Source organism: Mesorhizobium sp. P2_B11, assembly GCF_056404855.1.
Window position 1 is genome coordinate 602,624 of record NZ_JBFUDF010000003.1, and the last position, 19,949, is coordinate 622,572.

The 19,949-nt window shown below is 63.7% G+C and carries 17 protein-coding genes and 2 tRNA genes; 6 read left to right on the top strand and 13 right to left on the bottom strand.

The features are described from left to right. Nucleotides 1-117: 117 nt before the first annotated feature. Nucleotides 118-1,398 (bottom strand): acetylornithine deacetylase/succinyl-diaminopimelate desuccinylase family protein, encoded by a 1,281-nt coding sequence (locus AC1DYJ_RS11460; protein WP_477280834.1) that lies wholly within the window; start codon nt 1,396-1,398, stop codon nt 118-120. A 223-nt stretch (nt 1,399-1,621) separates the two neighbouring features. On the opposite strand from AC1DYJ_RS11460, the gene AC1DYJ_RS11465 reads away from it, so the two are divergent. Further along, the gene (locus AC1DYJ_RS11465; protein WP_477280836.1) at nt 1,622-2,053 is read left to right on the top strand and encodes a L,D-transpeptidase; all 432 of its coding nucleotides are present in this window, start codon (nt 1,622-1,624) and stop codon (nt 2,051-2,053) included. A 7-nt stretch (nt 2,054-2,060) separates the two neighbouring features. On the opposite strand, the gene AC1DYJ_RS11470 is transcribed toward AC1DYJ_RS11465, so the two are convergent. The 10 genes from AC1DYJ_RS11470 to AC1DYJ_RS11515 form a co-directional block, all read right to left on the bottom strand. Beyond that, entirely contained in the window at nt 2,061-3,071 is a 1,011-nt protein-coding gene (locus AC1DYJ_RS11470; protein ID WP_477280838.1) for a lipid A biosynthesis lauroyl acyltransferase, read from the bottom strand. A 4-nt stretch (nt 3,072-3,075) separates the two neighbouring features. After that, nucleotides 3,076-4,104, bottom strand: coding sequence for a zinc-binding dehydrogenase (locus AC1DYJ_RS11475; RefSeq protein WP_477280840.1), 1,029 nt, complete (start codon nt 4,102-4,104; stop codon nt 3,076-3,078). 115 nt (nt 4,105-4,219) lie between these two features. Continuing rightward, nucleotides 4,220-5,491, bottom strand: coding sequence for a beta-ketoacyl-ACP synthase (locus AC1DYJ_RS11480; RefSeq protein ID WP_477280842.1), 1,272 nt, complete (start codon nt 5,489-5,491; stop codon nt 4,220-4,222). Between the two features lie 42 nt (nt 5,492-5,533). Beyond that, complete coding sequence (locus tag AC1DYJ_RS11485) at nt 5,534-6,724, bottom strand: beta-ketoacyl-ACP synthase (protein ID WP_477280844.1); 1,191 nt, start codon at nt 6,722-6,724, stop codon at nt 5,534-5,536. A 55-nt stretch (nt 6,725-6,779) separates the two neighbouring features. Then, nucleotides 6,780-7,061, bottom strand: a complete 282-nt coding sequence (locus AC1DYJ_RS11490; protein ID WP_006335407.1) for an acyl carrier protein — start codon at nt 7,059-7,061, stop codon at nt 6,780-6,782. Between the two features lie 177 nt (nt 7,062-7,238). After that, entirely contained in the window at nt 7,239-8,384 is a 1,146-nt protein-coding gene (locus AC1DYJ_RS11495; protein WP_477280846.1) for a slipin family protein, read from the bottom strand. A gap of 366 nt (nt 8,385-8,750) precedes the next feature. After that, nucleotides 8,751-8,820, bottom strand: a tRNA-Asn gene (locus tag AC1DYJ_RS11500). Nucleotides 8,821-8,822: 2 nt separating this feature from the next. Further along, a tRNA-OTHER gene (locus AC1DYJ_RS11505) sits at nt 8,823-8,896 on the bottom strand. A gap of 217 nt (nt 8,897-9,113) precedes the next feature. Beyond that, on the bottom strand, nt 9,114-9,662 hold the full coding sequence (locus AC1DYJ_RS11510; RefSeq protein ID WP_477280847.1) for a histidine phosphatase family protein: 549 nt from the start codon (nt 9,660-9,662) through the stop codon (nt 9,114-9,116). A 101-nt stretch (nt 9,663-9,763) separates the two neighbouring features. After that, on the bottom strand, nt 9,764-12,778 hold the full coding sequence (locus AC1DYJ_RS11515) for a caspase family protein (protein WP_477280849.1): 3,015 nt from the start codon (nt 12,776-12,778) through the stop codon (nt 9,764-9,766). A gap of 110 nt (nt 12,779-12,888) precedes the next feature. Here AC1DYJ_RS11515 and AC1DYJ_RS11520 point away from each other — a divergent pair, with 110 nt between their 5' ends. From AC1DYJ_RS11520 to AC1DYJ_RS11530, 3 genes are all read left to right on the top strand, one after another. After that, entirely contained in the window at nt 12,889-13,839 is a 951-nt protein-coding gene (locus tag AC1DYJ_RS11520; protein ID WP_477280851.1) for an AEC family transporter, read from the top strand. A 204-nt stretch (nt 13,840-14,043) separates the two neighbouring features. Then, entirely contained in the window at nt 14,044-15,501 is a 1,458-nt protein-coding gene (locus tag AC1DYJ_RS11525; protein ID WP_477280853.1) for an NAD-dependent succinate-semialdehyde dehydrogenase, read from the top strand. Nucleotides 15,502-15,687: 186 nt separating this feature from the next. Then, nucleotides 15,688-16,713, top strand: coding sequence for an aldose epimerase family protein (locus AC1DYJ_RS11530; protein WP_477281727.1), 1,026 nt, complete (start codon nt 15,688-15,690; stop codon nt 16,711-16,713). A 7-nt stretch (nt 16,714-16,720) separates the two neighbouring features. Here the strand turns inward: AC1DYJ_RS11530 and AC1DYJ_RS11535 are convergent, their stop codons facing one another. Continuing rightward, nucleotides 16,721-17,641: a sugar kinase gene (locus AC1DYJ_RS11535; protein ID WP_477280855.1), complete on the bottom strand. Its 921-nt coding sequence runs from the start codon at nt 17,639-17,641 to the stop codon at nt 16,721-16,723. Nucleotides 17,642-17,797: 156 nt separating this feature from the next. Here AC1DYJ_RS11535 and AC1DYJ_RS11540 point away from each other — a divergent pair, with 156 nt between their 5' ends. Continuing rightward, the gene (locus AC1DYJ_RS11540; protein ID WP_477280857.1) at nt 17,798-18,247 is read left to right on the top strand and encodes a FixH family protein; all 450 of its coding nucleotides are present in this window, start codon (nt 17,798-17,800) and stop codon (nt 18,245-18,247) included. A gap of 7 nt (nt 18,248-18,254) precedes the next feature. Beyond that, a complete protein-coding gene (locus tag AC1DYJ_RS11545; protein ID WP_477280859.1) occupies nt 18,255-19,454 on the top strand; it encodes a cytochrome-c peroxidase in 1,200 nt (399 codons plus the stop codon). Nucleotide 19,455: 1 nt separating this feature from the next. Here the strand turns inward: AC1DYJ_RS11545 and AC1DYJ_RS11550 are convergent, their stop codons facing one another. After that, nucleotides 19,456-19,908 (bottom strand): Lrp/AsnC family transcriptional regulator, encoded by a 453-nt coding sequence (locus AC1DYJ_RS11550; RefSeq protein ID WP_023739069.1) that lies wholly within the window; start codon nt 19,906-19,908, stop codon nt 19,456-19,458. Nucleotides 19,909-19,949 lie beyond the last annotated feature (41 nt).

Below are 19,949 nucleotides of genomic sequence, written 5' to 3' on the forward strand. Positions count from 1 at the left end.
TGCAACTCCCAAATGCTCAAACCGTCAGGATAGAAGCGTGATTTCGAGATGGAGTAAATTGCGTTTCGTTCTTTGCGGCGCCGGCGGGAGGAATGTTTTTTCAGCAAAGCCGATGGTTCACCCTGCGGCCGTGCCCCTGAGCAGCACATTCAGCCCGATCGCCATCACCTTGGCCGATTCCACCATGTCCGAGATACCGACCCATTCGTCGGGCCGGTGGGCGAGGTCCAAAATGCCCGGACCGTAGGCGATGCAATCATAGAGGTGGCCGATACGGGCAATGTGCTTCTGGTCGTAAGTGCCGGGCGAAATGACATAGTCCGGTTCGCGGTCGAAGATCGCCATGATGCCTTGCGCTACCGCCTTGACCACCGGCGCATCGCGCTCCGTCATCAGCGGCAGCACCTCCATCAGGTCGCGGATTTCGTAATCGAATTTTTTGCGCTCGCGCTTCAGCCGGTCGAGGATGTCGGTGACCTCGCTTTTGACCGTGGCCAGGTCTTCCTCGAGCAGGAAGCGGCGGTCGATGGTCAGCCGGCAGGCATCCGGTACGTTGGGCGAGGGCAGGCCGGGCCGGAAATCCTCGGTCTGGCCGCCATGGATCGAGTTGATGTTCATGGTCGAGCGCTTTGCCCCTTCGGGCACGACCGGCATGCGCGTCACCTTGCGGTCGAGAGCCGGAAACAGTTCGTCCTCGAAGGCCTGCAGCACGGCGCCCATGTGGCGCACCGCGTTGTCGCCGAGGAACGGCATTGAGCCATGCGCGATCTCGCCCTTGGTCTCGATCTCCGCCCACCAGACACCACGATGGCCAAGGCAGATGCGGTCCTTGTTCAGCGGCTCGGGGATAATGACGTGATCGACCTTGGGTTTCGAGAAATAGCCGAGTTTGGCCAGATGGGCGACGCCACCAAAGCCGCCGGACTCCTCGTCCACGGTGCCCGAGATTTCGATAGCGCCGGGAAAGTCGGGGAAAACCTCCATGAAGGCTTCGACCGCAATGATCGAGGCGGCCAGCCCGCCCTTCATGTCGCAGGCGCCGCGCCCGTAGACCTTGCCGTCCTTCACCACGCCGGCAAAGGGATCGACACTCCAGCCTTCGCCGGCTTCAACGACATCGATATGCGAGTTGAAATGGACGCAGGCGCCGGGCGAGCGGCCGTCGAAGCGGGCGACGACATTGACGCGCGGATAGCGGTCGGTATCGCCCGGCGTGCCCTCGGCGCGGATGAATTCGGTTTCGAAGCCAAGTTTCCTTAGCCGGGCGGCGATATATTCGGCGCAGGGGCGATAGGCTTCACCAGGCGGGTTGATGGTCGGGAAGCGGATCAGGTCGGCGGTGAGCTCGACCAGTTCGTCGGAACGGTCGTCGATCGCTTTGAAGAGTCGTTCATTCATTCCCGGATTTGAGCAGGCAAGGGGATGGTTTTGCAAGCGTCACGCCAATGGCGCCCAAACTACGTGTCGCGGCGGCAACTATAGCGGGAAAATCGTTCAAATTCGCTGCTTTAGATTGGCGATTTCATCAAGGAGTGTGTGTTACTTCATTCACCTGCCGTTAAAAAGGTGAAAAACCGCGTGATAACAGAGCAGGCAAGGGGCATCAAAGGGGTTTGATCTCATGACTAAAATCGTTCTCATGGCGGCAGCTTTTGCTGCGATGCTGTTCGGTACGTCCATCGAAAGCCGGGCGGCTTCGCTGGTGGCCAACATCGACGTCTCGTCGCAGACCATGACCGTCAGCCAGTATGGTCAGGTGCTTTATCGCTGGAGCGTGTCGACCGCGCGCCGCGGCTACTTCACGCCGCCCGGCACCTATCGGCCGCAACGGACGGCGCGGATGTGGTATTCGAAGAAATACCACATGTCGCCAATGCCTTATTCGGTGTTCTTCCATGGCGGCTACGCCATCCACGGCACCAATGCGGTGAGGCAGCTTGGGCGTCCGGCCTCGCATGGCTGCGTGCGGCTGCACACGGCCAATGCCGCGGTCTTCTATTCGATGGTCCGTGAAGTCGGCTTCGGCAACACCCGGATCGTGGTGACGAACTGACGACGACCTAGGATTGACGCTGCCGCTGGCCGGCAGCGTCCTTGGACTGTCCGCGGCGGCGGCGACGCCGGCCTGAGATTTCCCACCTTTTGTGGAACCACATCCACTGTCCCGGGTCCTCGCGAACCCAGCGCTCCACAACGTCGGCGAGCAGTTGCGTGGTGGCGGGGACGTCGACGCTGCCGGTCGCATTGCGCGGCAGCGTGAGCTTGTCTTCGATCTCGAGGCGGAAGCGGTTGCCCGGCAAGCGGACGCAGCGCGCCGGATAGACATCGCAATCATAGTGGCGGGCGAGCATGCCGAGCACCGGATTGCTCTGGCACGGGCGGCCAAAGAAGGTCGTCTCCAGCCCGCTGGAGAACTTCTGGTCGACCAGAACGCCGATATTGCCGCCTTGCTCCAGGATCGACGCCAGCGCGAAGGAGGCGCCGGTGGAGGAGGGCAACAGAGCGCCCATGCTCGAACGGCGGGTCGAGTGGATGTAGTCGGCGAGGTACGGATTGTTGGGCGGACGAAACAGCGCCGTGATCTTCATGCCGAAGGTGGCGGCCGCCACCGGCAAAAGCTCGAAATTGCCGAGATGGCCGGTGAACAGGATGTGCGGCTTTTCCTCGCCGGCAATCTCATGGAAATGCTCGACGCCGCGGACCTCGACCCGGCCGGGCGTGGTTGCCTTCGGATCGTAGTCGAAAAGCGCATCGAGGAAGATGTATTCGGCGGCGAGCCGGGCCATGTTGCCCCACATGTCGAGCGCGATGGCTTCGATCTCGGTGTCGCTCTTTTCGGGATAGGCAAGGCGCAGATTGTTGACAGCGACGCGGTGGCGCCCGACCCGCGGGCCGATACGGCGGGCTACACGGTCGGCAAAGTTGAGCGCCTTGTCGGCCGGCAGCAACCTCAACAGCGAGATGATGATCATCGCGGCCCGCGCCGTCAGCCAGTGGTCCAACTGGCGCAGTCTTCGGCCATAGCGGAACATGAAGTCCCGGCGGGCTTTCTTGAACACCTTGCCGACCATAATACTAGGAAACGCGCAGGATGATCTTGCCGAACACGTCGCGGCCTTCCATGCGCTTCAAGGCGGCGTCGATGCCGTCGAAGTCGACTTCGGTGTCGATGACCGGCGCCACCTGTCCGGCCGCCATTTTTTGCATGGCGTTGGCCATGTTCTCCATGCGGCAGCCGAAGGAGCCGAGCAGCTTGAGCTGCTGCTGGAAGAGCTGCATCAGATTGATCTGCGTCGACACGCCCGAGGTCGAGCCGCAAGTGACCAGGCGGCCGCCACGCTTCAGGCACAGCATCGAGGCGGCAAAGGTGTCGGCGCCGACATGCTCGAAGACGACATCGACGCCCTTCTTCTTGGTCAGCTTGCGCACCACGCCCTCGAAGCGGTCGTCGCGATAGTTGATGACATGGTCGGCGCCGAGCACCTTGGCCTTGTCGATCTTGTCGTTGGAGCCGACCGTGGTGATGATGGTGCAGCCCATGCGTTTGGCGAGCTGGATCGCCGCCGAGCCGATGCCGGAACCGCCGGCATGGATGAGGATCGTCTCGCCGGGTTGCAGCTTTGCATTGTCGAACAGCATGTGCTCGACCGTGCCGAAGGTGACGGGCGCGACAGCGGCGCCGATATCGGTCACGCCGGGCGGGGCGGGGACCAGCAGGCGCGCCGGCAGGTTGATCTTCTCCTGGGCGAAACCGTCGAGATGGAAGCCGTGCACGCCCGAGACATGTTCACAGAGATTGTCGCGGCCTTCGCGGCAGGCGCGGCAGAGGCCGCAGGTGCGGGCGCCGTAGATCGACACCAATTGTCCCGGCAGCAGGCTGGAAACGCCCGGACCGACGGCTTCGACCTCGCCGGACGCTTCGGCGCCGACGACCAGCGGCAGCTTGCGCTTGGCGAAGGCCATGCCGCGCCAGCCCCAGACGTCGATATGGTTCAGCGCCACCGCCTTGATGCGCAGCGTCACCTCGCCAAGCGCGGGGGGCGGCGGGGGCGGCAGGTCCACCGTTTCAAGACGGCGGTCCTCGATAAGTTGCAGTGCGCGCATAAGGCCTGTCGGTTCTGTTCCGAAGCGCTTCGCGCTTCAGTTCTTTGTTTTATGCATGTCGTTGTCGCAAAACCGATGTCACTTTTGCGCGACATGCATTGGGGAAAGCGCTCGCTTAGACCGGTTCCCGCGCCATGACAAGGCAGGTGTTCTGGCCGCCGAAGCCGAAGGAGTTCGACAAAACGCTGCGAACCTCGGCATTGCGCTTCTTGTTCGGCACCACGTCGAGCACGATAGCCGGGTCGGGATTGTCGTAGTTGATGGTCGGCGGAATGACGCTTTCGCGCATGGTCATCAGCGAAAATGCCGCCTCGACGGCGCCCGCTGCCGACAGCGTATGGCCAATCATCGACTTGTTCGACGAGATCGGCATCGAGCCGATGCGCTCGCCGAACACGGTCGACAGCGACAAATGCTCCATCTTGTCGTTTTCCGGCGTCGAGGTGCCATGGGCGTTGACGTAGTCGATCTCGTCTTCGCTGAGGCCCGCATCGGCAAGGGCGGCGCGCACGGCTGCGATCGCCGGTGAACCGTCGGGCTTGGAGCGGGTGCGGTGGAAATCGTCGGCCTTCTCGCCGCAGCCGCGCAGGATGCCGAGAACGCTGGCGCCACGGGCCAAGGCTGCCTCAAGCGACTCCAACACCAACGCGCCGGAGCCTTCCGCCAGCACAAACCCGTCGCGGTCCTTGGAAAAGGGTTTCGAGGCCTTTTCCGGTATGTCGTTGTGGGTCGACAGCGCCGACAGCAGCGAGAAGCGGATCAACGCCTCGGCGGTTGCCGAGCCGTCGGCGCCGATCGACAGCGCCCGGTCGCATTCGCCGCGGCGGATCGCCTCGACGCCGAGCTGAATGGCGGTGGCGCCGGAAGCACATGCGGTCGACAGGGTGATCGGCAGGCCGCGCGTGCCAAACCGGTCGGCCAGCCGGTCGGCGATCGAGCCGAACTGCGTGGTCTCGAAGATGTCGAGTTCCTTCAGCCCGCGCGCCACCCTGAGCAGTCGTTCGGCGCCGGCGTCCTTGTCGTCGGAATTGTAGAGCGAGAAGCGGTCGTGCCAGTCGAGCTCGACCGGCGGTGAGGCGAGGAAGAGCGGGCCGCCGAAATCGGAGGAATCGAGACCGGATTCGGCCACGGCTTCATTCGCTGCGGTTTCGGCCAGCTCATAGGTCAGCAGGCTGGCGCCCTTCGAGCTTGAATCGAGGAAGTCGACCATGCCGGAAATGCGGGTGTTGAGATGGTCGACGGGAAAGCGGGTGATCGGGTGGATGCCCGATTTGCCGGAGGTGAGCGCTGCCCAATTGTCTGCCTTGCCGACGCCGAGCGAAGTCACCACGCCGATGCCGGTGACGGCGACGATCGGCCTGCCCATGTGATCTCTGAGATTGGCCATCCGGAACCTCTTAACTTTGCAGCATGATCGCGCAGCGCTGCTTCAAGCAGCGTTGACCAGCGCCATGCCCTCGAATTGGTGATAGCCGATCGCCGTTGCAAGAACGGTTTCGGGGATGCCTTCGAACGGCTTCTCGGCCGCGGCGTCGAAAACGGGGTAGGCGGCCTTACGGTCGACGGCCAATGCGGCGAGCGCCACGGCAAAGGGAAACTGCGCTTCCTTCATGTGACCGGTCAGCGTCGCGAAGCCGCGCGCCGATATCGCCGGATTGGCGTCAAGCGCTGCCTTTTCGGATGACGTTGCCGTATGCGCGCCGGATGCGCCGGACATGGCAAGCAGCTTGCCGTTGGGGAGCGCCGCCTGTTTGAGCAATGCCGCGATCTCGGCGTCGAGTTCGCCGCGCGAGCGCCTGGCGCGGCCGGAGACGACCGGTCCGAGTTCGGCATAGATCTTGCGACCGCGGCTTTGCGCGTGTTCGCGCTGCTCCAGCACCAGGAAGGCGCCGCCAGAGCCGGAGACCAGGCCGCCGCCCTCGGCGCCTTGTCGTTGCCAGACCGGCTTCCACGGGCCGCGATGCAGATAGCCGGCCAGTTCATAGCCAAGCAGCATGTCGGAATGTTCGGTCTGGAAGGCGCCGCCGACCAGAATATGCGTCGACTGGCCCGAGCGGATGCGCGCGGCGGCCGTCTCGACCGCGGCGACGCCGGCCCCTTCCTCGCCCATGAAGGTCCTCGACGATCCGGTCACCTTGTGGACGATGGAGATGTTGCCCGCGAGCAAATTGGAAAGCTGGGCCAAAAACAGCGTCGGCCGCAATTCGGTGGTCAGCTTCTCGTTGAGCAGCACATCGCGGTCGTTGCGGCTTTCGGAAGCGGCGAGGATGGCGGCGTCGACCGCCTCGTCGCGCTCACCGCCACCGGCAGCGACAACCATGTCCATGGTCGTGCAGAGCTCGTCATTGCCCTTGATGCCGGCGTCGTCCAGCGCCAGGCCCGCGGCATAGGTGCCGAGCCGCTGCCAGGTTTCCATCTGGCGCTGGTCGCCGCGCTTGGCGATCTGCAGGTTCCAGTCGATCTCGGGCAGCGGATGCACGGTGTAGGGCGCAAAGCGCGCGGCCTCGAGCACCGGCTGCAGGCCGGGCTGCGCCAGCTTCTGCCAGTGGGCGTCAGGGCCTTCTCCCAGCGAGGAGACAAGGCCAATGCCGGTGATGACGACGTCGCGGGGGCTGCTCATGAGCGGCTTTGTGGGTCAGGCGGCGCAGCCCGTCAAGGCCGCGCGCCAGCCGATATCAGGCGTTCTTGGCGGCGACCAGCGCGTCGATCTTGGCGCACAGGTTCTTCATGACGAAGTAATCGTCGGTCGAAGCCTTGCCGTCATTGACTTCCTGGGTCCACTTTTCCAGCGGCACCTTGATGCCGAATTCCTTGTCGATGGCAAAGACGATGTCGAGGAAATCGAGGCTGTCGATGCCGAGATCGTCGATCGTGTGGCTCTCGGGGGTGATGGTGTCGATATCGATCTCGCTGGTGTCGGCAATGATCTTGGCGACTTTGTCGAACGTGGTGGACAAGGGCTCTTCCTTCGGTTGCGGGCGGAATCTGTCCGCATCTGGTTTGGGCGCTGTCTAATCGGTTTTTCCCGGCAGGAAAAGGCCTGATGCGCCGGGCGCAGATGGGGAGGGGTCTCAAGAAACGCAAGAAGGGCCGCCGGCTAACCCGGCGGCCCTTCCCGTTGACGCAACGTCAGCTCAGCTCTCGCGGAGCTTGACGATGTCGTTGAGCAGTCCGCCCGTTCCGTTGTGGACGGTCAGCCGCTCGACCTTTCCGGCGATGGTTTCCAGAGCCTCGAGCTCCTTCAACCGCAGCATCACCGGGTTTTCGGCCATCACCCGGGCCGTGTTGAGCAGCGAACGCGTGGCGTTCGTCTCCTCGCGGCGGCGGATGACGTTGGCCTCGGCCTGCTTTTCGGCCGAAACCACCTGGTTGAGGATTTCGCGCATCTCGCCCGGCAGGATGACATCCTTGAGGGCGATATCGCTGACCTCGATCCCGATCGCGGCCATATCGGCACGGACCTTGGCCGCCGCCTCCTCATCGACCGTCACCTTCTTTTCAAGGATCTGGTCGAGCGTCAGCGCGCCAAGCGTCTTGCGGAAGGCGTACTGCAGGGCGCGGTAGAGGGCTTCTGAGAAGTCCTTCACCATGCTCACCGCCTTGACCGGGTCGACGACCTGGTATTCGGCGGCGATGTTGACGCGGATCGTCACACGATCCTTGGTCAGCACTTCCTGCCCGGCGACATCGAGCGACTGGCGCTTGAGGTCGACCACCTTCACCTGCACCATGCGTCCGACATTCCAGAACGCATGCACGCCCGCAGTCAGCGTGCGCACCAGCACACCGTCGACGAACAGCAGTCCGGCCTGACCGTCGATGACCGGATGGACGGACATCAATTCCGTCTTCCGGGCCTGGCCGAGCCGGCGCATCAGCGCCGGGTCGATGGCGAGATCGACTGCGGTGTCGACCAGCGTCACCTTCCACGGTCCGGCATCCGTCCACAGCACCAGCTTGCGGTCCGGTGCGAGCACGGCATGCAGGTTGCCGTCACGCTCGATGACGGCGACATCCGTGCGCCCGGTGCGAACGACGGTGAAATGACGCGCGGCCATATCCGGGAGCTTGTCGAACAACGCCTTCTCGTACGCCGAAACGAATTCCGGGTTCCTCAGATCGTGCCGCGACACTTCAAGGTTGCCGCGCCGGTTGACGAGCGAATGCTCACCCGGCAGCAGGACAGCCTTGATCTCCCCCTTGTAGAGGGTGAGGGCACGTTCGTTTTCCTTTACGAGGACGCGCTCGCGTCCAAGAACCTTGTCGAGAATAGTCGTCATTGTCTTACTCCTGTCGGGCATGGCCCCATGCGAGGCGTCACGTCATGCGTCGATCTTCCTTTTCATTTCTCGTTTCACTTCGTCGTACTTCATGTCCCGGGGCACGAATGATCCGGGGACCGGTGGCATCAAACCGCGGCGGGCCTTCGGGAGCGGATCGCGGGGCAGCGAAGCGAGCGCCGGAGGCCGAAGCCTCCCTTGCCGGCGACACTGCGCCTTGACCATCACCGCGGGCCTGGCCGCGAGCCGATGGCGTCGGACCTTTCGATCTGCCTTGGCCCGTGGGCTTCGGCGGCTCGCCAGGTCTTCAGCATTCCGGTCCCCGGACCGTTTTGGATAACACCTGCTGGGTGTTGGCTTTTCAGGCCAATGGAGAAGGAATCGAACCTTCGACAATCAGATTAATAGTCTGATGCTCTAACCAAACTGAGCTATCCGTGGTGCAAACGGCAGGACTCGAACCTGCGACCTCCGGATCCAAATCCGGCGCTCTCCCTCTGAGCTACATCCGCGATCCCAACCCCCGAAGCGGCGCCGTATACAGGGCGGCAGAGCCGTCTGCACGGGCGGAGACGAAAGCTCCAACCGTTGTGCTCGCTTCGGTTTTCGTGACCGGGAGCGCGCCTATAGACCCTGCGACGGGTTGTCGCAAGCGGCATTGTGGCGGCGAATTTGCGGCTTCTTTCGGCGGTGGTATTTCGGCAACAGTGCGCAGGGCTGACGGGCGGCTCAGAAGGTGACGCGGCCAAGCACGCGCAGGCCGTCGCCTTGCGGCTCGACCACCACCGCTTCGCCTTCGCGCGGCGACACGCCGGTCAGCGCCTGGATGTTTTCCAGATGGGTGACCATGACCAGATTGTCGGAACCGGTATAGGCGCGGATTTCCTTCATGACTGCGTCGAGTTGCGCCGCCTTCTCGGTCGGATCGCTCTTGAGGAGGTCGAGTGGCGCAAAAAGTTCCGGCTCAGCCTCGAAGGCGATGCGGGCGGTGTCGAGGCAGCGGCAATAGCGGCTGGACAATACGCGCTCCACCGGCGCGGAACGAGCGCCGAACAAGGCGCCAATCTTGTTTGCTTGCTGCTTCCCGCGTGCCGACAGATTGACCTGCGTCGCACAGTTGCCGATGTCGAAATTGGCGGGGTCGGTGGTGCCGGTGACCAGCGCATGGCGAAGCAGCACGACACGGCCGCCGTCGCGCAGCAATGCCCAGCCGGCGTCCGTCGCATGGGCAACCGCCGGAACGGCAAGCAGGAACAGCGCCAGCACAAATCGAATCATCGAAACCTTTCCGGGAGCCAATGTCGGCTCCGATCATCCTGATATAGGGATCGGAAAGCCGGCACAAAGACAAGCGACAGGCTGACGGTAGGCCCGCAGCCTCACATTTTCGCCATCTGTTTCTTCACAAGATCGATCTTCTTGTCGGTCAGCGGGATGGCCATGGTGACGCCGCCTTCGGTATAGCCCTGCTTGGCATTTTCGAAGAAGGCGATCGCCTTTTGAAAATCGGCCTTGCCACCGCCATAGGTGCCGCGGCTCCAGTAGACGTCGCCTAAATTGTTCTGCTGGCCGGCCCATTGCAGCGGCAGGCTCTCGCGGGTGAACACTTTCAGCGTCGCCGTGAAGGCCGCCTCGGCGTCATCCAGATATTTGCCGGTTCGTTCGAGATTGCCGAGATTGAGCAGGGTCGTGCCGATGCCGCTCTGGGCGTTCGCCCAGTCGACGGGGGCTGTTTCAGCGGTCAGCACTTCGAGCGCTGCCCTGCGCGCGGCGATCGAATCGGTGAGGTCTTTGGCACCGCCACCGTTCAGCCCGTGCCAGTTCAGCGCCGAACCGAGCCCGGCCTGGCTCATTGCCCATTGCCGCGGAACCGTCTCGCGCTTGTGCTCGCGCAAGGCGTCGCGAAAGGCCCCGACGGCCTGGTCGTAATAGTCCGGTTTATCGGAGAGCACGCCGAGCAGCATCAGCGTGTTGCCGAGATTGTAGTAGCAGTTTGCCCAGTCGAGGGGGAATTTCCGCCTGACATAGACCTGCCGCGCGGCCTGGAACGCGGCGACCGATTGTTCAAGCCTGGCCACATCCTGGGTGCGCTGGCCAAGCGTCTGGTAGATCGAGCCGAGATTGTTCTGCGCCGAGGCCCAGTCCATCGGGAAGCGGCGGCGGGTAAACACCGTCAGCGCATCGTCATAGGCGGCGGCCGCCTCTTCCAACGCGCCCGTGCCGATCTCGAAGCGGGCGGCGCCGCTCAGTGCATTGCCGAGGTTGAGGCGGCTGGTCGCCCAGGAAATCGGGAAGGTTTCGCGGGTTCGCACCTCGAGCGCGGCGCGGAAAGCAGCTGCCGCCGCGTCGATCTTGGCCTTGTCATTCAGCTGGATGCCTTGAGTGACCAACGTGTTGCCGAGATTGTTCTGGACCATTGCCCACTGCACCGGGGTCTTTTCGCGCGTGTATTCCTCCAGCGCCAGCCGGTAGGCGGCCTCGGCTTCCGCAAGACGCTCGCCGCCCGGTTCGCGCTCGGACAACGCGTAGAGCGCGATGCCGAGATTCATCTGCGCCGAGGCCCAGTCCAATGGCAGCTTGTCGCGCGGGCGCTTCTCCAGCGTGGCGCGCATCGCCGCCACGGCCTCGTTGAGACGCTTCGGGTCGCTCTCGCGTTCGCCGATCTTCAACAGGACACTGCCGAGATTGCCTTGCGCGGCAGCCCAGTTGGTATCGTCCTTCTCGCGTTCGAACACGGCGAGCGAATCGCGAAAGATCTGTGCGGCTTCATCGAGATGCGCGGTATCGGTCTCGCGCTCTCCGATGGTCCACAGCACGGCCGCCTTGTTGTTGCGGGTGATCGCCCAGTCGCGATTGTGTTCGCCATTGGGGATGTAGCCGAGGATCACATCATAGGCCTTGAGGGAACGCTGCAGCGCATCGAGATCGCCGGTCGCGTCGCCATGGGCGCCGAGCGCCTCGGCCTCCTGGTTCTTGTAGTTCCAGCGCAGTTTCTCGTCCCATTTCTCGACCAGCGAGAATGCCTTGGCGTAGTCGGCGGCGGCGGATTTGTAGTCGAAGACCAGCGCCGAAGCGTCGGCGCGTTTGGCATAGATGGCGGCATCGGCGATGCGCTTCTTCCGCAGCAGATCTTCGGCCTCGTCGACCGCACCGCTGTTTTCCTCGACCCGGCCGACCGCGTCATCGAGGAATTTGCGCGCCGTCATCATGGCGCCCTGGCCGATGGCCTTGTCGGCGGACGCGACGAGGCGCGAGATTTCGGGATCGTCGGTGCGCAGCGCCGCCCGCTCGGCCATCATCTTCTTCAGGCGCTCGGCCTGGCCATCCAGCACCTTTTGCAGGTCGGTCGGGTCTTCCGGGATCTTTTCCGTGCCGAGCGCCTTGAGCACGCCGTAGAGCGCGTCGAGTGGCACGCCGTCCTGCAGCGAGGCCAGTTCCACCTGCGCCCGCTTGGGGTCGGGCAGGTCGGATATGGTCAGCAGCAATTGCCGCCGCTCGCCGGTGATCAGCCCGTCATCGCCCGTCAGCTCGGGTGGCGCGACGCCGAAATAGAGCAGTCGGCGCAGGCTCTCATTGACCCAGGGGCGCTGCTTGGCCTTGGTGTCGAGATAGACCTCTTCGGTCACCATGCGCATGACCGAGCCGAACTCCGTACCCTTCATCGCGGTGAGATGGCGCAGCAAGGCGGCGGCGTATGGGCTGTTTTCGCCGGCGGCGCCATCGAGCGCCGGGCGCCCGGGCTCGGCGGCAAAGCCGACCACCGTGCCGAGGCTGGCATCCTCCGCCGAGGCGTTGCCGAGCGCCTTGGCGCCACGCACCGGTTCAAGTCCGCCGGCGCCAATGGGCTCGGCGGATGCCGTCGGCGCCCGGCGCACGACCGCGTCGGCCGGAAACGGGTTGGTGCGGCAGGCATCGAGCAGCACGATCGTCACCGGCACGGTCTTCTTCAATTCGTCCATGACGGCCGAAATCGGCACCAGCGCCTCACCGGCATTTTTCAGCGAGGAGACGTCGGCGTCGACCGGCACCAGATAGTTCTCGCCGCCGGCCTCGATGCCGTGGCCGGAATAGTAGATGAAGGCGACGTCGGCGCCTTCGGCGTCCTCTGTAAACCGCTCGAGGTCGCGCTTCAGCTTGGCGGCATTGCGATCGGTGACGTTGCGGGCGTCGAAGCCGAGGTCGGTCAGCATCTTGGCCATGTCGCGGGCATCGTTGGCCGGATTGGCGAGGGCGGCGATATGGTCGTATTTCGACTGGCCGATGATCAGCGCCACGCCCTTGAGGCTTCTGGTCTCGGCGGCCTGAGCCACCGATACGGCAAGGCAAAGCAGCACGGCGACGAAAGCCGTCAGCCGCCGGACAAGATTGCCTTTCGAGATACCGACAAAGGCCATTTGCCGTTTCGTCCGCCCAATGATCCAAACCCTCTATAAGCCTGCCGGCCAACGATGATCAAATTCGGGCGCGATTGCGCCGCGAGCATGGCTCGCTTATCCCTCGAAAAATGTCCGCGCTCATCGAAACCGTCCTCTTTGTCTTCAGCCTTGTCGCGCTCGGCTATATCGCCGGGTGGACCGGCTATCTCAGGCCGGCGAGCGGCGAGGGCATCGCCGAATTCGCCGTCAACGTGGCGATGCCGCTGCTGCTGTTCCAGACGATGGTGAAGTCCGATTTTCATGGCGTTGCGCCATGGTCGCTGTGGGGCGCTTACTTCGCGGCCGTCGCCATCACCTGGGCCGCCGGCCATCTGGTCACCACCCGTGTCTTCGGCAGGGATTCCCGTGCCGGTGTCGTCGGCGGCGTGTCGTCGGCGTTTTCAAATGTCGTGCTGCTCGGCATTCCCTTCATCCTCGGCATATTCGGAACGGAAGGCTTCGAGGTGCTGTCCCTGCTGGTCTCGGTGCATCTGCCGACCATGCTGATGGCCTCGATCGTGCTGTTCGAAGTGTTCGGCCGCGGCAGCGGCGAACCCGTGCATCCCTGGCGCGTTATCCGCAGATTTCTCAGGCGGGTGTTCACGAATCCGCTGATCATCGGCATTCTGGCGGGGCTTGCATGGCGAATAACCGGTGCGCCGCTGCCTGACGTCGCCATGCGCCTGGTGGATGCGCTGGCCGCTACGGCGGGGCCGGTGGCGTTGTTCGCCATGGGGCTCAGCCTGCGCCGCTTCGGCATATCGGGCAATGTCAGGCCGGCGCTGGTCCTGTCAGCCCTCAAACTGTTCCTGATGCCGGCGCTGGTCCTGGTCTTCGTCTGGTTGCTCGGCCTGCCGCCCCTGACGGCCAAAGTGGCGGTGATGGTTGCCGCCATGCCATCCGGCGTCAATTCCTATCTGATCGCCGTGCAGTTCAACACCGGCCAGGCGCTGGCGTCGAACCAGATGACCATCGCCACGGCCCTGGCCGCGCTTACCACGACGTTCTGGCTTACGGTGGTGGTTCACGTCCTTGGGTAGGCTTGGACTTGAAACTAGTTTACATGTGAATTTTCTCTGGCGTTTGGCTGGCCCAAAGCCTATATGCCATCTTGCAATTGCTTGCGGGGCTTGCCCTAGGTAAAGAGCAGTGGCTTTCAGCGTGCCGGGTATCCACGCCATCGTGCACGCTCATCGAAGACATTCACAGACCGGCCCGTCAGTGCGCCGAACGGAGGCTACACCATGCTTCAGAAAACCAGCCATTTCATGCGCCAGGCCAATCTTATCAATGGCGAATGGGTGCAGGCCGACAGCGGCCAGACCGTCGACGTCAACAACCCGGCCACCGGCTTGAAGATCGGCACCGTGCCGAAATCAGGCAAGGCCGAAACCCGCCGCGCCATCGAAGCCGCCAGCGAAGCCTTCAAGAGCTGGCGCAAGACGACTGCGCTGGAGCGCTCGAAGCTCTTGCGCAAGCTGCATGACGCGATGATGGACAATCAGGACGTGCTGGCCGAGCTGCTCACCATCGAGCAGGGCAAGTCGCTCGCCGAATCCAAGGGCGAGATCGGCTCGGCCGCAGCCTATATCATGTGGTTCGCTGAGGAAGGCCGCCGCACCTATGGCGATGTCGTGCCGTCGCCGTGGGGCGATCGCCGCATCCTGGTGACCAAGGAGCCGGTCGGCGTCATCGCCGCGATTACGCCGTGGAATTTTCCGTCCTCGATGCTGGCCCGCAAGCTCGGCCCGGCGCTCGCGGCCGGCTGCACCGCCGTGGTCAAGCCGGCCTCGCAGACGCCGTATTCCGGTCTTGCCTGGGGCGCGCTCGCTGAAGAAGTCGGCTTCCCCAAAGGCGTCGTCAACATCCTGACCGGCTCGGCCGCTGAAATCGGCGATGAGATCTGCGCCAACCCGCTGATTTCGAAGATCACCTTCACCGGCTCGACCGAGATCGGCAAGCTTCTGATCCAGAAGTCGTCAGTGACCGTCAAGAAAGTGTCGATGGAACTCGGCGGCAACGCGCCGTTCCTGGTCTTCGACGACGCCGACCTCGATCGCGCCGTCGCCGGCGCCATCACGGCGAAGTACCGCAATTCCGGCCAGACCTGCGTTTGCACCAATCGCTTCCTGGTTCAGGCCGGCATCTACGACAAGTTTGTCGAGAAGCTGGTCGTCGCCAGCAATGGCCTGAAGGTTGGCTCGGGCCTCGAAGAGGGCGTGCAGCAGGGGCCGCTGATCGACGTGAAGGCGGTTGAGAAGGTCGAGGAGTTCATCGCCGACGCCACCTCCAAGGGCGGCAAGGTTGTCGCCGGCGGGAAGCGCCACGCGCTTGGCGGCTCGTTCTTCCAGCCGACCGTCATCGCCAATGCCAAGCCTGACATGCGCTTCATGAAGGAAGAAATCTTTGGCCCGATCGCCCCCGTGTTCAAGTTCGAGACCGAGGAAGAGGCCATCGCGCTCGCCAATGACACCGAGTTCGGCCTTGCCGCCTATTTCTACACCGGCGATCTCGGCCGCGCCTTCCGCGTTATGGAAGGGCTGAAATATGGCATGGTCGGCGTCAATGAAGGCCTGATCACCACGCCTGAAGCGCCGTTCGGTGGCGTCAAGGAATCGGGCCTCGGCAAGGAAGGCGGACATCAGGGCATCGAGGACTACCTCGACACCAAATATGTCTGCATCGGCGGCCTCGGCCTCTGAAGCATTGACGGGCAGGGCAGGCCTCGTGCCTGCCCTTGCCAGACGACCGCCAGCCAGACCAGAGCGGTTCAGCGGAAACGCCGAACCGCTCTATCTTTTTGTTTTTCGCAATTCCGGACGGAAAACCGTTTCACACTTTTCCTGGAATTGCTCTAAGTCCATGGATCAACGAATTAGCATTTGGGCATAGCGATGAAGGACGGCGAGGTCTTCGGCACGACGCAGGCGGGCGAACCGGTGCGCCGTTTCACCATCCGCGGCGGCGGCATCAGCGCCAACATCATCGGGCTCGGCGCAATCATCCAGGATCTGCGGCTCGCCGGTCACGATGCGCCGCTGGTGCTGGGCTATGACCGCTTCGAGCCTTACGAAACCGACCGGGCCTTCTTCGGCGCGGTCGTCGGCCGCTATGCCAACCGCATCCGCGACGGCCGCTTCACTATCGCCGGCCAGCGTTACCAGACGGAGCGCAACTTCCTCGGCAAACACACGCTGCATGGCGGTTCGCGGGGTTTTTTCCACCGGCCATGGACGGTTTCGCTGCACGGCAGGGATTTTGTCACGCTCACCCTGCACGATCCCGACGGCACGATGGGTTTTCCCGGCGCGCTCGACGTCACCTGCACCTACCGGCTGAAGATCCCCGGCACGCTCTCCATGGAGCTGACCGCCACCTGCGAGGAGCCGACGCTGTGCAATCTGGCGCAGCATTCCTATTTCAATCTCGACGATGGCGGCAGCAGTGACATCCTCGACCACCGGTTGATGCTGAATGCCGGCGCCTACACCCCGGTCGATGCCGAGATGATCCCGACCGGCGTGGTCAAGCCTGTCGACGGCACGCCTTTCGACTTCCGCCAGGCGCGGCCGCTGCGCATGGAAACGGAAGGCGAGCAGCTCCCCTACGACGTCAATTTCTGCCTGGCGTCCAGCCCTGGTCCGCTTCACCAGGTGGCGTGGGCGCAAGGCGCCAGTTCAGGCGTCGAGATGGAAGTCTGGACCACCGAGCCCGGCCTGCAGCTTTACACCGGCCAGTACGTCGCGCCGACCTCGGGCGGCCTGGACGGGCGGCGCTACAAGGCATTTTCGGGCTTTTGTCTCGAAGCGCAGGCATGGCCCGACGCGCCGAACCGGCCCTATTTTCCGCAGGCGACGCTGTGGCCGGGCCAGATTTATCATCAGGTTACGGAATATCGCTTCCGTCTCCCTTGAGGAATTCTCAGCTTTCGAACGCTGTCCTCAGCACTTCGAACGGCGCCAGCGCGCCGCGCACCTGCACGACGGCGGCGGCAACGCGATGCGCGCGTTGCACGGCGTCCGCCGGCGCATGGCCGACAAGCCGGGCGGCGAGATAGCCGCCATTGAAGGAATCGCCGGCGCCGGTGGTGTCGACGGGGACAGCGACATGCTGGGCCGGAACCGGCTGCAGCGTCCCGCCGGCGGCGATCAGCGCCGGCTCCTCGCCATTCTTGACGACGACTTCGCCGACCAGTTTTCCCAACCGTTCGGCGGTCATTTGGGGCGCCGTATCGCCAAACAGCATCTGCTCGTCGGGAAAGGTCGGCAGCGCGATGTCGGTGACGGCAAGCGCGTCGAGGATTGCGGCTTGCGCCTCCTCGCGGCTCTGCCACAGGCGCGGCCGGTAGTTGGGGTCGAAGGCGACAAGCGAACCGGCAGCGCGCGCCTTGGCCACTTCTGCCAGCAGCGTCTTGCGCGCGGGGGCGTCGAGAATTGCCAAGGTGATTCCGGAAAAATACACAAGCGCCTGGTTTTCAAGACTTTTTGCCAGGGCGAGCGGGTCCGAGGCAAGCCGCCTGGCCGCCGCATCGCTGCGCCAATAGGTGAAAGCGCGTTCGGCGCCGGTCAAGGTAATGGCGTAAAGGCCGGGCCGCGCGCCGGGAATGACCGGGCTGGCGCCGATGCCGATGCCGCTTTCGGCGAAAAAGGAAATCTGGTTCTGCGAGAACGGATCGTCGCCGAAGGCCGAGACGTATGTGGCGGGCCTCTCGCCGCTCAGTGCGTGCAGTGCCCACAGCGTGTTGAACGTGTCGCCGGCAAAGCCCATGCGCCAGTTCGGCCCGGCCTGGCCGGACAGTTCGAGCATGCATTCACCGATCGAAGCGACGCCGTCTGCTGCCATAACTCTCCCTCGGGGTTTGGTTTCGGTCCTGTAGCTTTTTGCGGCCGGCAGCGCCATGCTTGGCGCGAGCCGTTTTTTGCGCCAGAAGCGTTTTCCCACAGAAGCGGCGGGACGCGAATTGCCCGCTGGGACGTTAGCGAAGGTAGAGGAACCGGTTTGGCATCACTATGGCGTTATCTTCTTGCGGGCCTTGGTCTGGCCGCCTTGCTGGCCGGCATATTGGCGATCGTCTATCTGACCGCGCCGCAGTCGGGGCAACCGCTCGGCCCGGACGTCTCGCAGACGAAGAAAACCGACAATGGGCTGTATGTGGCAAGCTTCGTGCCGGAACGGGGCGTGGTTCGGCAGGGCGAACTGGAATCCTGGCTGCTGACGCTGAAGACAAAGACCGGAGCTTCGGTGGAGCGGGCCGCGATCGCCATCTCGGGCGGCATGCCGCAACACAGTCATGGCCTGCCGACCAGCCCGCAGGTGACCGACTATCTGGGCGAGGGCCGTTACCGCATCGAGGGGCTGAAATTCACCATGAGTGGCTGGTGGCAATTTCGTTTCGCCATCTCGTCCGGCGCCGGTTCAGACACGGTTCTTTTCAACGTGGTGCTGTGAGCGGCCGATGAGACGGGTTGTGCGCTTTCTGGCACTGGCGGCCATTCTGCTCATCGCCGGTTGCGGCAAGCCGCAATTCTCCGACGCCGAGAAGAAAACCATCGCGTCGCTGGCGCTGAACGCCTTGCCGGCGCTGAAGCCCGATACCACCAACCGCTTTGCTGACGTGCCGGCCGCCGCGGCCTTGGGCTCCACTTTGTTCTTCGACCAGGGCATGAGCCATGACGGCAACGTGTCCTGTTCGACCTGCCACAAGATCGACCGGCAATTCCAGGACGACCTGCCGCAAGCGGTCGGCGTCGGCCGCACCAACCGGCGCTCGATGCCGCTGGCTGGCGTCGCGCGCAATCCGTGGTTCTTCTGGGATGGACGGCGCGACAGCCTGTGGGCGCAGGCGCTTACGCCGCTGGAAAACCCGCTCGAGCAGGCGGGAAACCGCGCCGCTTTCGCGCATTACATCCAAAAGCGTTTCGGCGCCCGCTACGAGCGCATCTTCGGACCGCTGCCAGACCTTTCCACTGTACCGGCCAATGCCAGCCCGCTTGGCAACGAGGCCGAGCAGGCGGCGTGGAAGGCGATAACTGCGGCCCAGATGGATGACGTCAACCGCGTCTTTGCCAACATCGGCAAGGCGATCGCCGCCTTCGAACGGTCGATCGAACCGGCGCAGACGCGCTTCGACCGGTTTGCCATCGACCTCGCGTCCGGCGCCAAGCCGAAAGCCGACGATGCCTTTTCGCCGGAGGAAATGCTCGGGCTGAAACTGTTCATCGGCAAGGCCAATTGCGTGACCTGCCATAACGGTCCGCGCTTCACCGACAACTCTTTTCACAACACCGGCGTGCCGCCGGTGAAGGATTTGCCGCTGGATCGCGGCCGTTTCGATGCGGTGGCCCAGGTTCAGGCCGATCCGTTCAACTGCTTCGGCGCCTTTCGCGATGGCGATACCAGCGCCTGCGGCGAACTGCGCTTCATGGTCAAGGACGCGCCCGAACTGATGCGCGCCTACAAGACGCCGTCGCTGCGCGGCGCGGCGACCCGGCCGCCCTACATGCACGCCGGCCAGTTCTCCTCGCTGGAGGAGGTGGTGGCGCACTACGCGAAGGCGGAAGCGGCCGTCGAGGGCACCTCCGAGGTCCACCCGCTGCAACTGTCCGATCGCGAACGCGCTGCGCTGGTGGCGTTTTTGAAGACGCTGTCGGACTGAGCTACCGGTCCTTCACCGTCTCCATCGCCACGAAGGTGGAGGTCTGGGCGACGTGGGGCAGGGCCGAGATGCGTTCGCCGAGCACGCGGCGGTAGGCGGCGATGTCGGTGGTGCGGACCTTCAGCAGATAGTCGAAGCTCGATGCCATCATGTGGCACTGCTCGATCTCCGGCACCGCCTGCACCGCGCGGTTGAACGCGTCGAGCGCGGCCGAGCGCGTGTCCGACAGCTTGACCTGGACGAAGGCGACATGGCCTTCGCCCATGCGCTCGCGGTCGATGATGGCCTGATAGCCCCTGATATAGCCGTCTTTCTCCAGGCGCTTCACCCGCGCCTGCACCGGCGTCTTCGACAGGCCGACCTTGCCGGCCAGTTCCGACATGGACAACCGCCCGTCGCGCGCCAGTGCCGACAGGATGTTTTTGTCGATGCGGTCCAATTGGTCTTCGGTCACGGATACTGCAGTCCATTCGATACGAAATTAACCGCAATCAT

Bases quoted from the DNA above. Each gene is read 5' to 3' on its own strand.
- AC1DYJ_RS11485 (WP_477280844.1), bottom strand. From the start codon at position 6,724: ATGAGCAGCCCCCGCGACGTCGTCATCACCGGCATTGGCCTTGTCTCC.
- AC1DYJ_RS11525 (WP_477280853.1), top strand. From the start codon at position 14,044: ATGCTTCAGAAAACCAGCCATTTCATGCGCCAGGCCAATCTTATCAAT.
- AC1DYJ_RS11520 (WP_477280851.1), top strand. From the start codon at position 12,889: ATGTCCGCGCTCATCGAAACCGTCCTCTTTGTCTTCAGCCTTGTCGCG.
- AC1DYJ_RS11480 (WP_477280842.1), bottom strand. From the start codon at position 5,491: ATGGCCAATCTCAGAGATCACATGGGCAGGCCGATCGTCGCCGTCACC.
- AC1DYJ_RS11510 (WP_477280847.1), bottom strand. From the start codon at position 9,662: ATGATTCGATTTGTGCTGGCGCTGTTCCTGCTTGCCGTTCCGGCGGTT.
- AC1DYJ_RS11495 (WP_477280846.1), bottom strand. From the start codon at position 8,384: ATGACGACTATTCTCGACAAGGTTCTTGGACGCGAGCGCGTCCTCGTA.
- AC1DYJ_RS11470 (WP_477280838.1), bottom strand. From the start codon at position 3,071: ATGGTCGGCAAGGTGTTCAAGAAAGCCCGCCGGGACTTCATGTTCCGC.
- AC1DYJ_RS11460 (WP_477280834.1), bottom strand. From the start codon at position 1,398: ATGAATGAACGACTCTTCAAAGCGATCGACGACCGTTCCGACGAACTG.
- AC1DYJ_RS11535 (WP_477280855.1), bottom strand. From the start codon at position 17,641: ATGGCAGCAGACGGCGTCGCTTCGATCGGTGAATGCATGCTCGAACTG.
- AC1DYJ_RS11515 (WP_477280849.1), bottom strand. From the start codon at position 12,778: ATGGCCTTTGTCGGTATCTCGAAAGGCAATCTTGTCCGGCGGCTGACG.
- AC1DYJ_RS11475 (WP_477280840.1), bottom strand. From the start codon at position 4,104: ATGCGCGCACTGCAACTTATCGAGGACCGCCGTCTTGAAACGGTGGAC.
- AC1DYJ_RS11465 (WP_477280836.1), top strand. From the start codon at position 1,622: ATGACTAAAATCGTTCTCATGGCGGCAGCTTTTGCTGCGATGCTGTTC.
- AC1DYJ_RS11545 (WP_477280859.1), top strand. From the start codon at position 18,255: ATGAGACGGGTTGTGCGCTTTCTGGCACTGGCGGCCATTCTGCTCATC.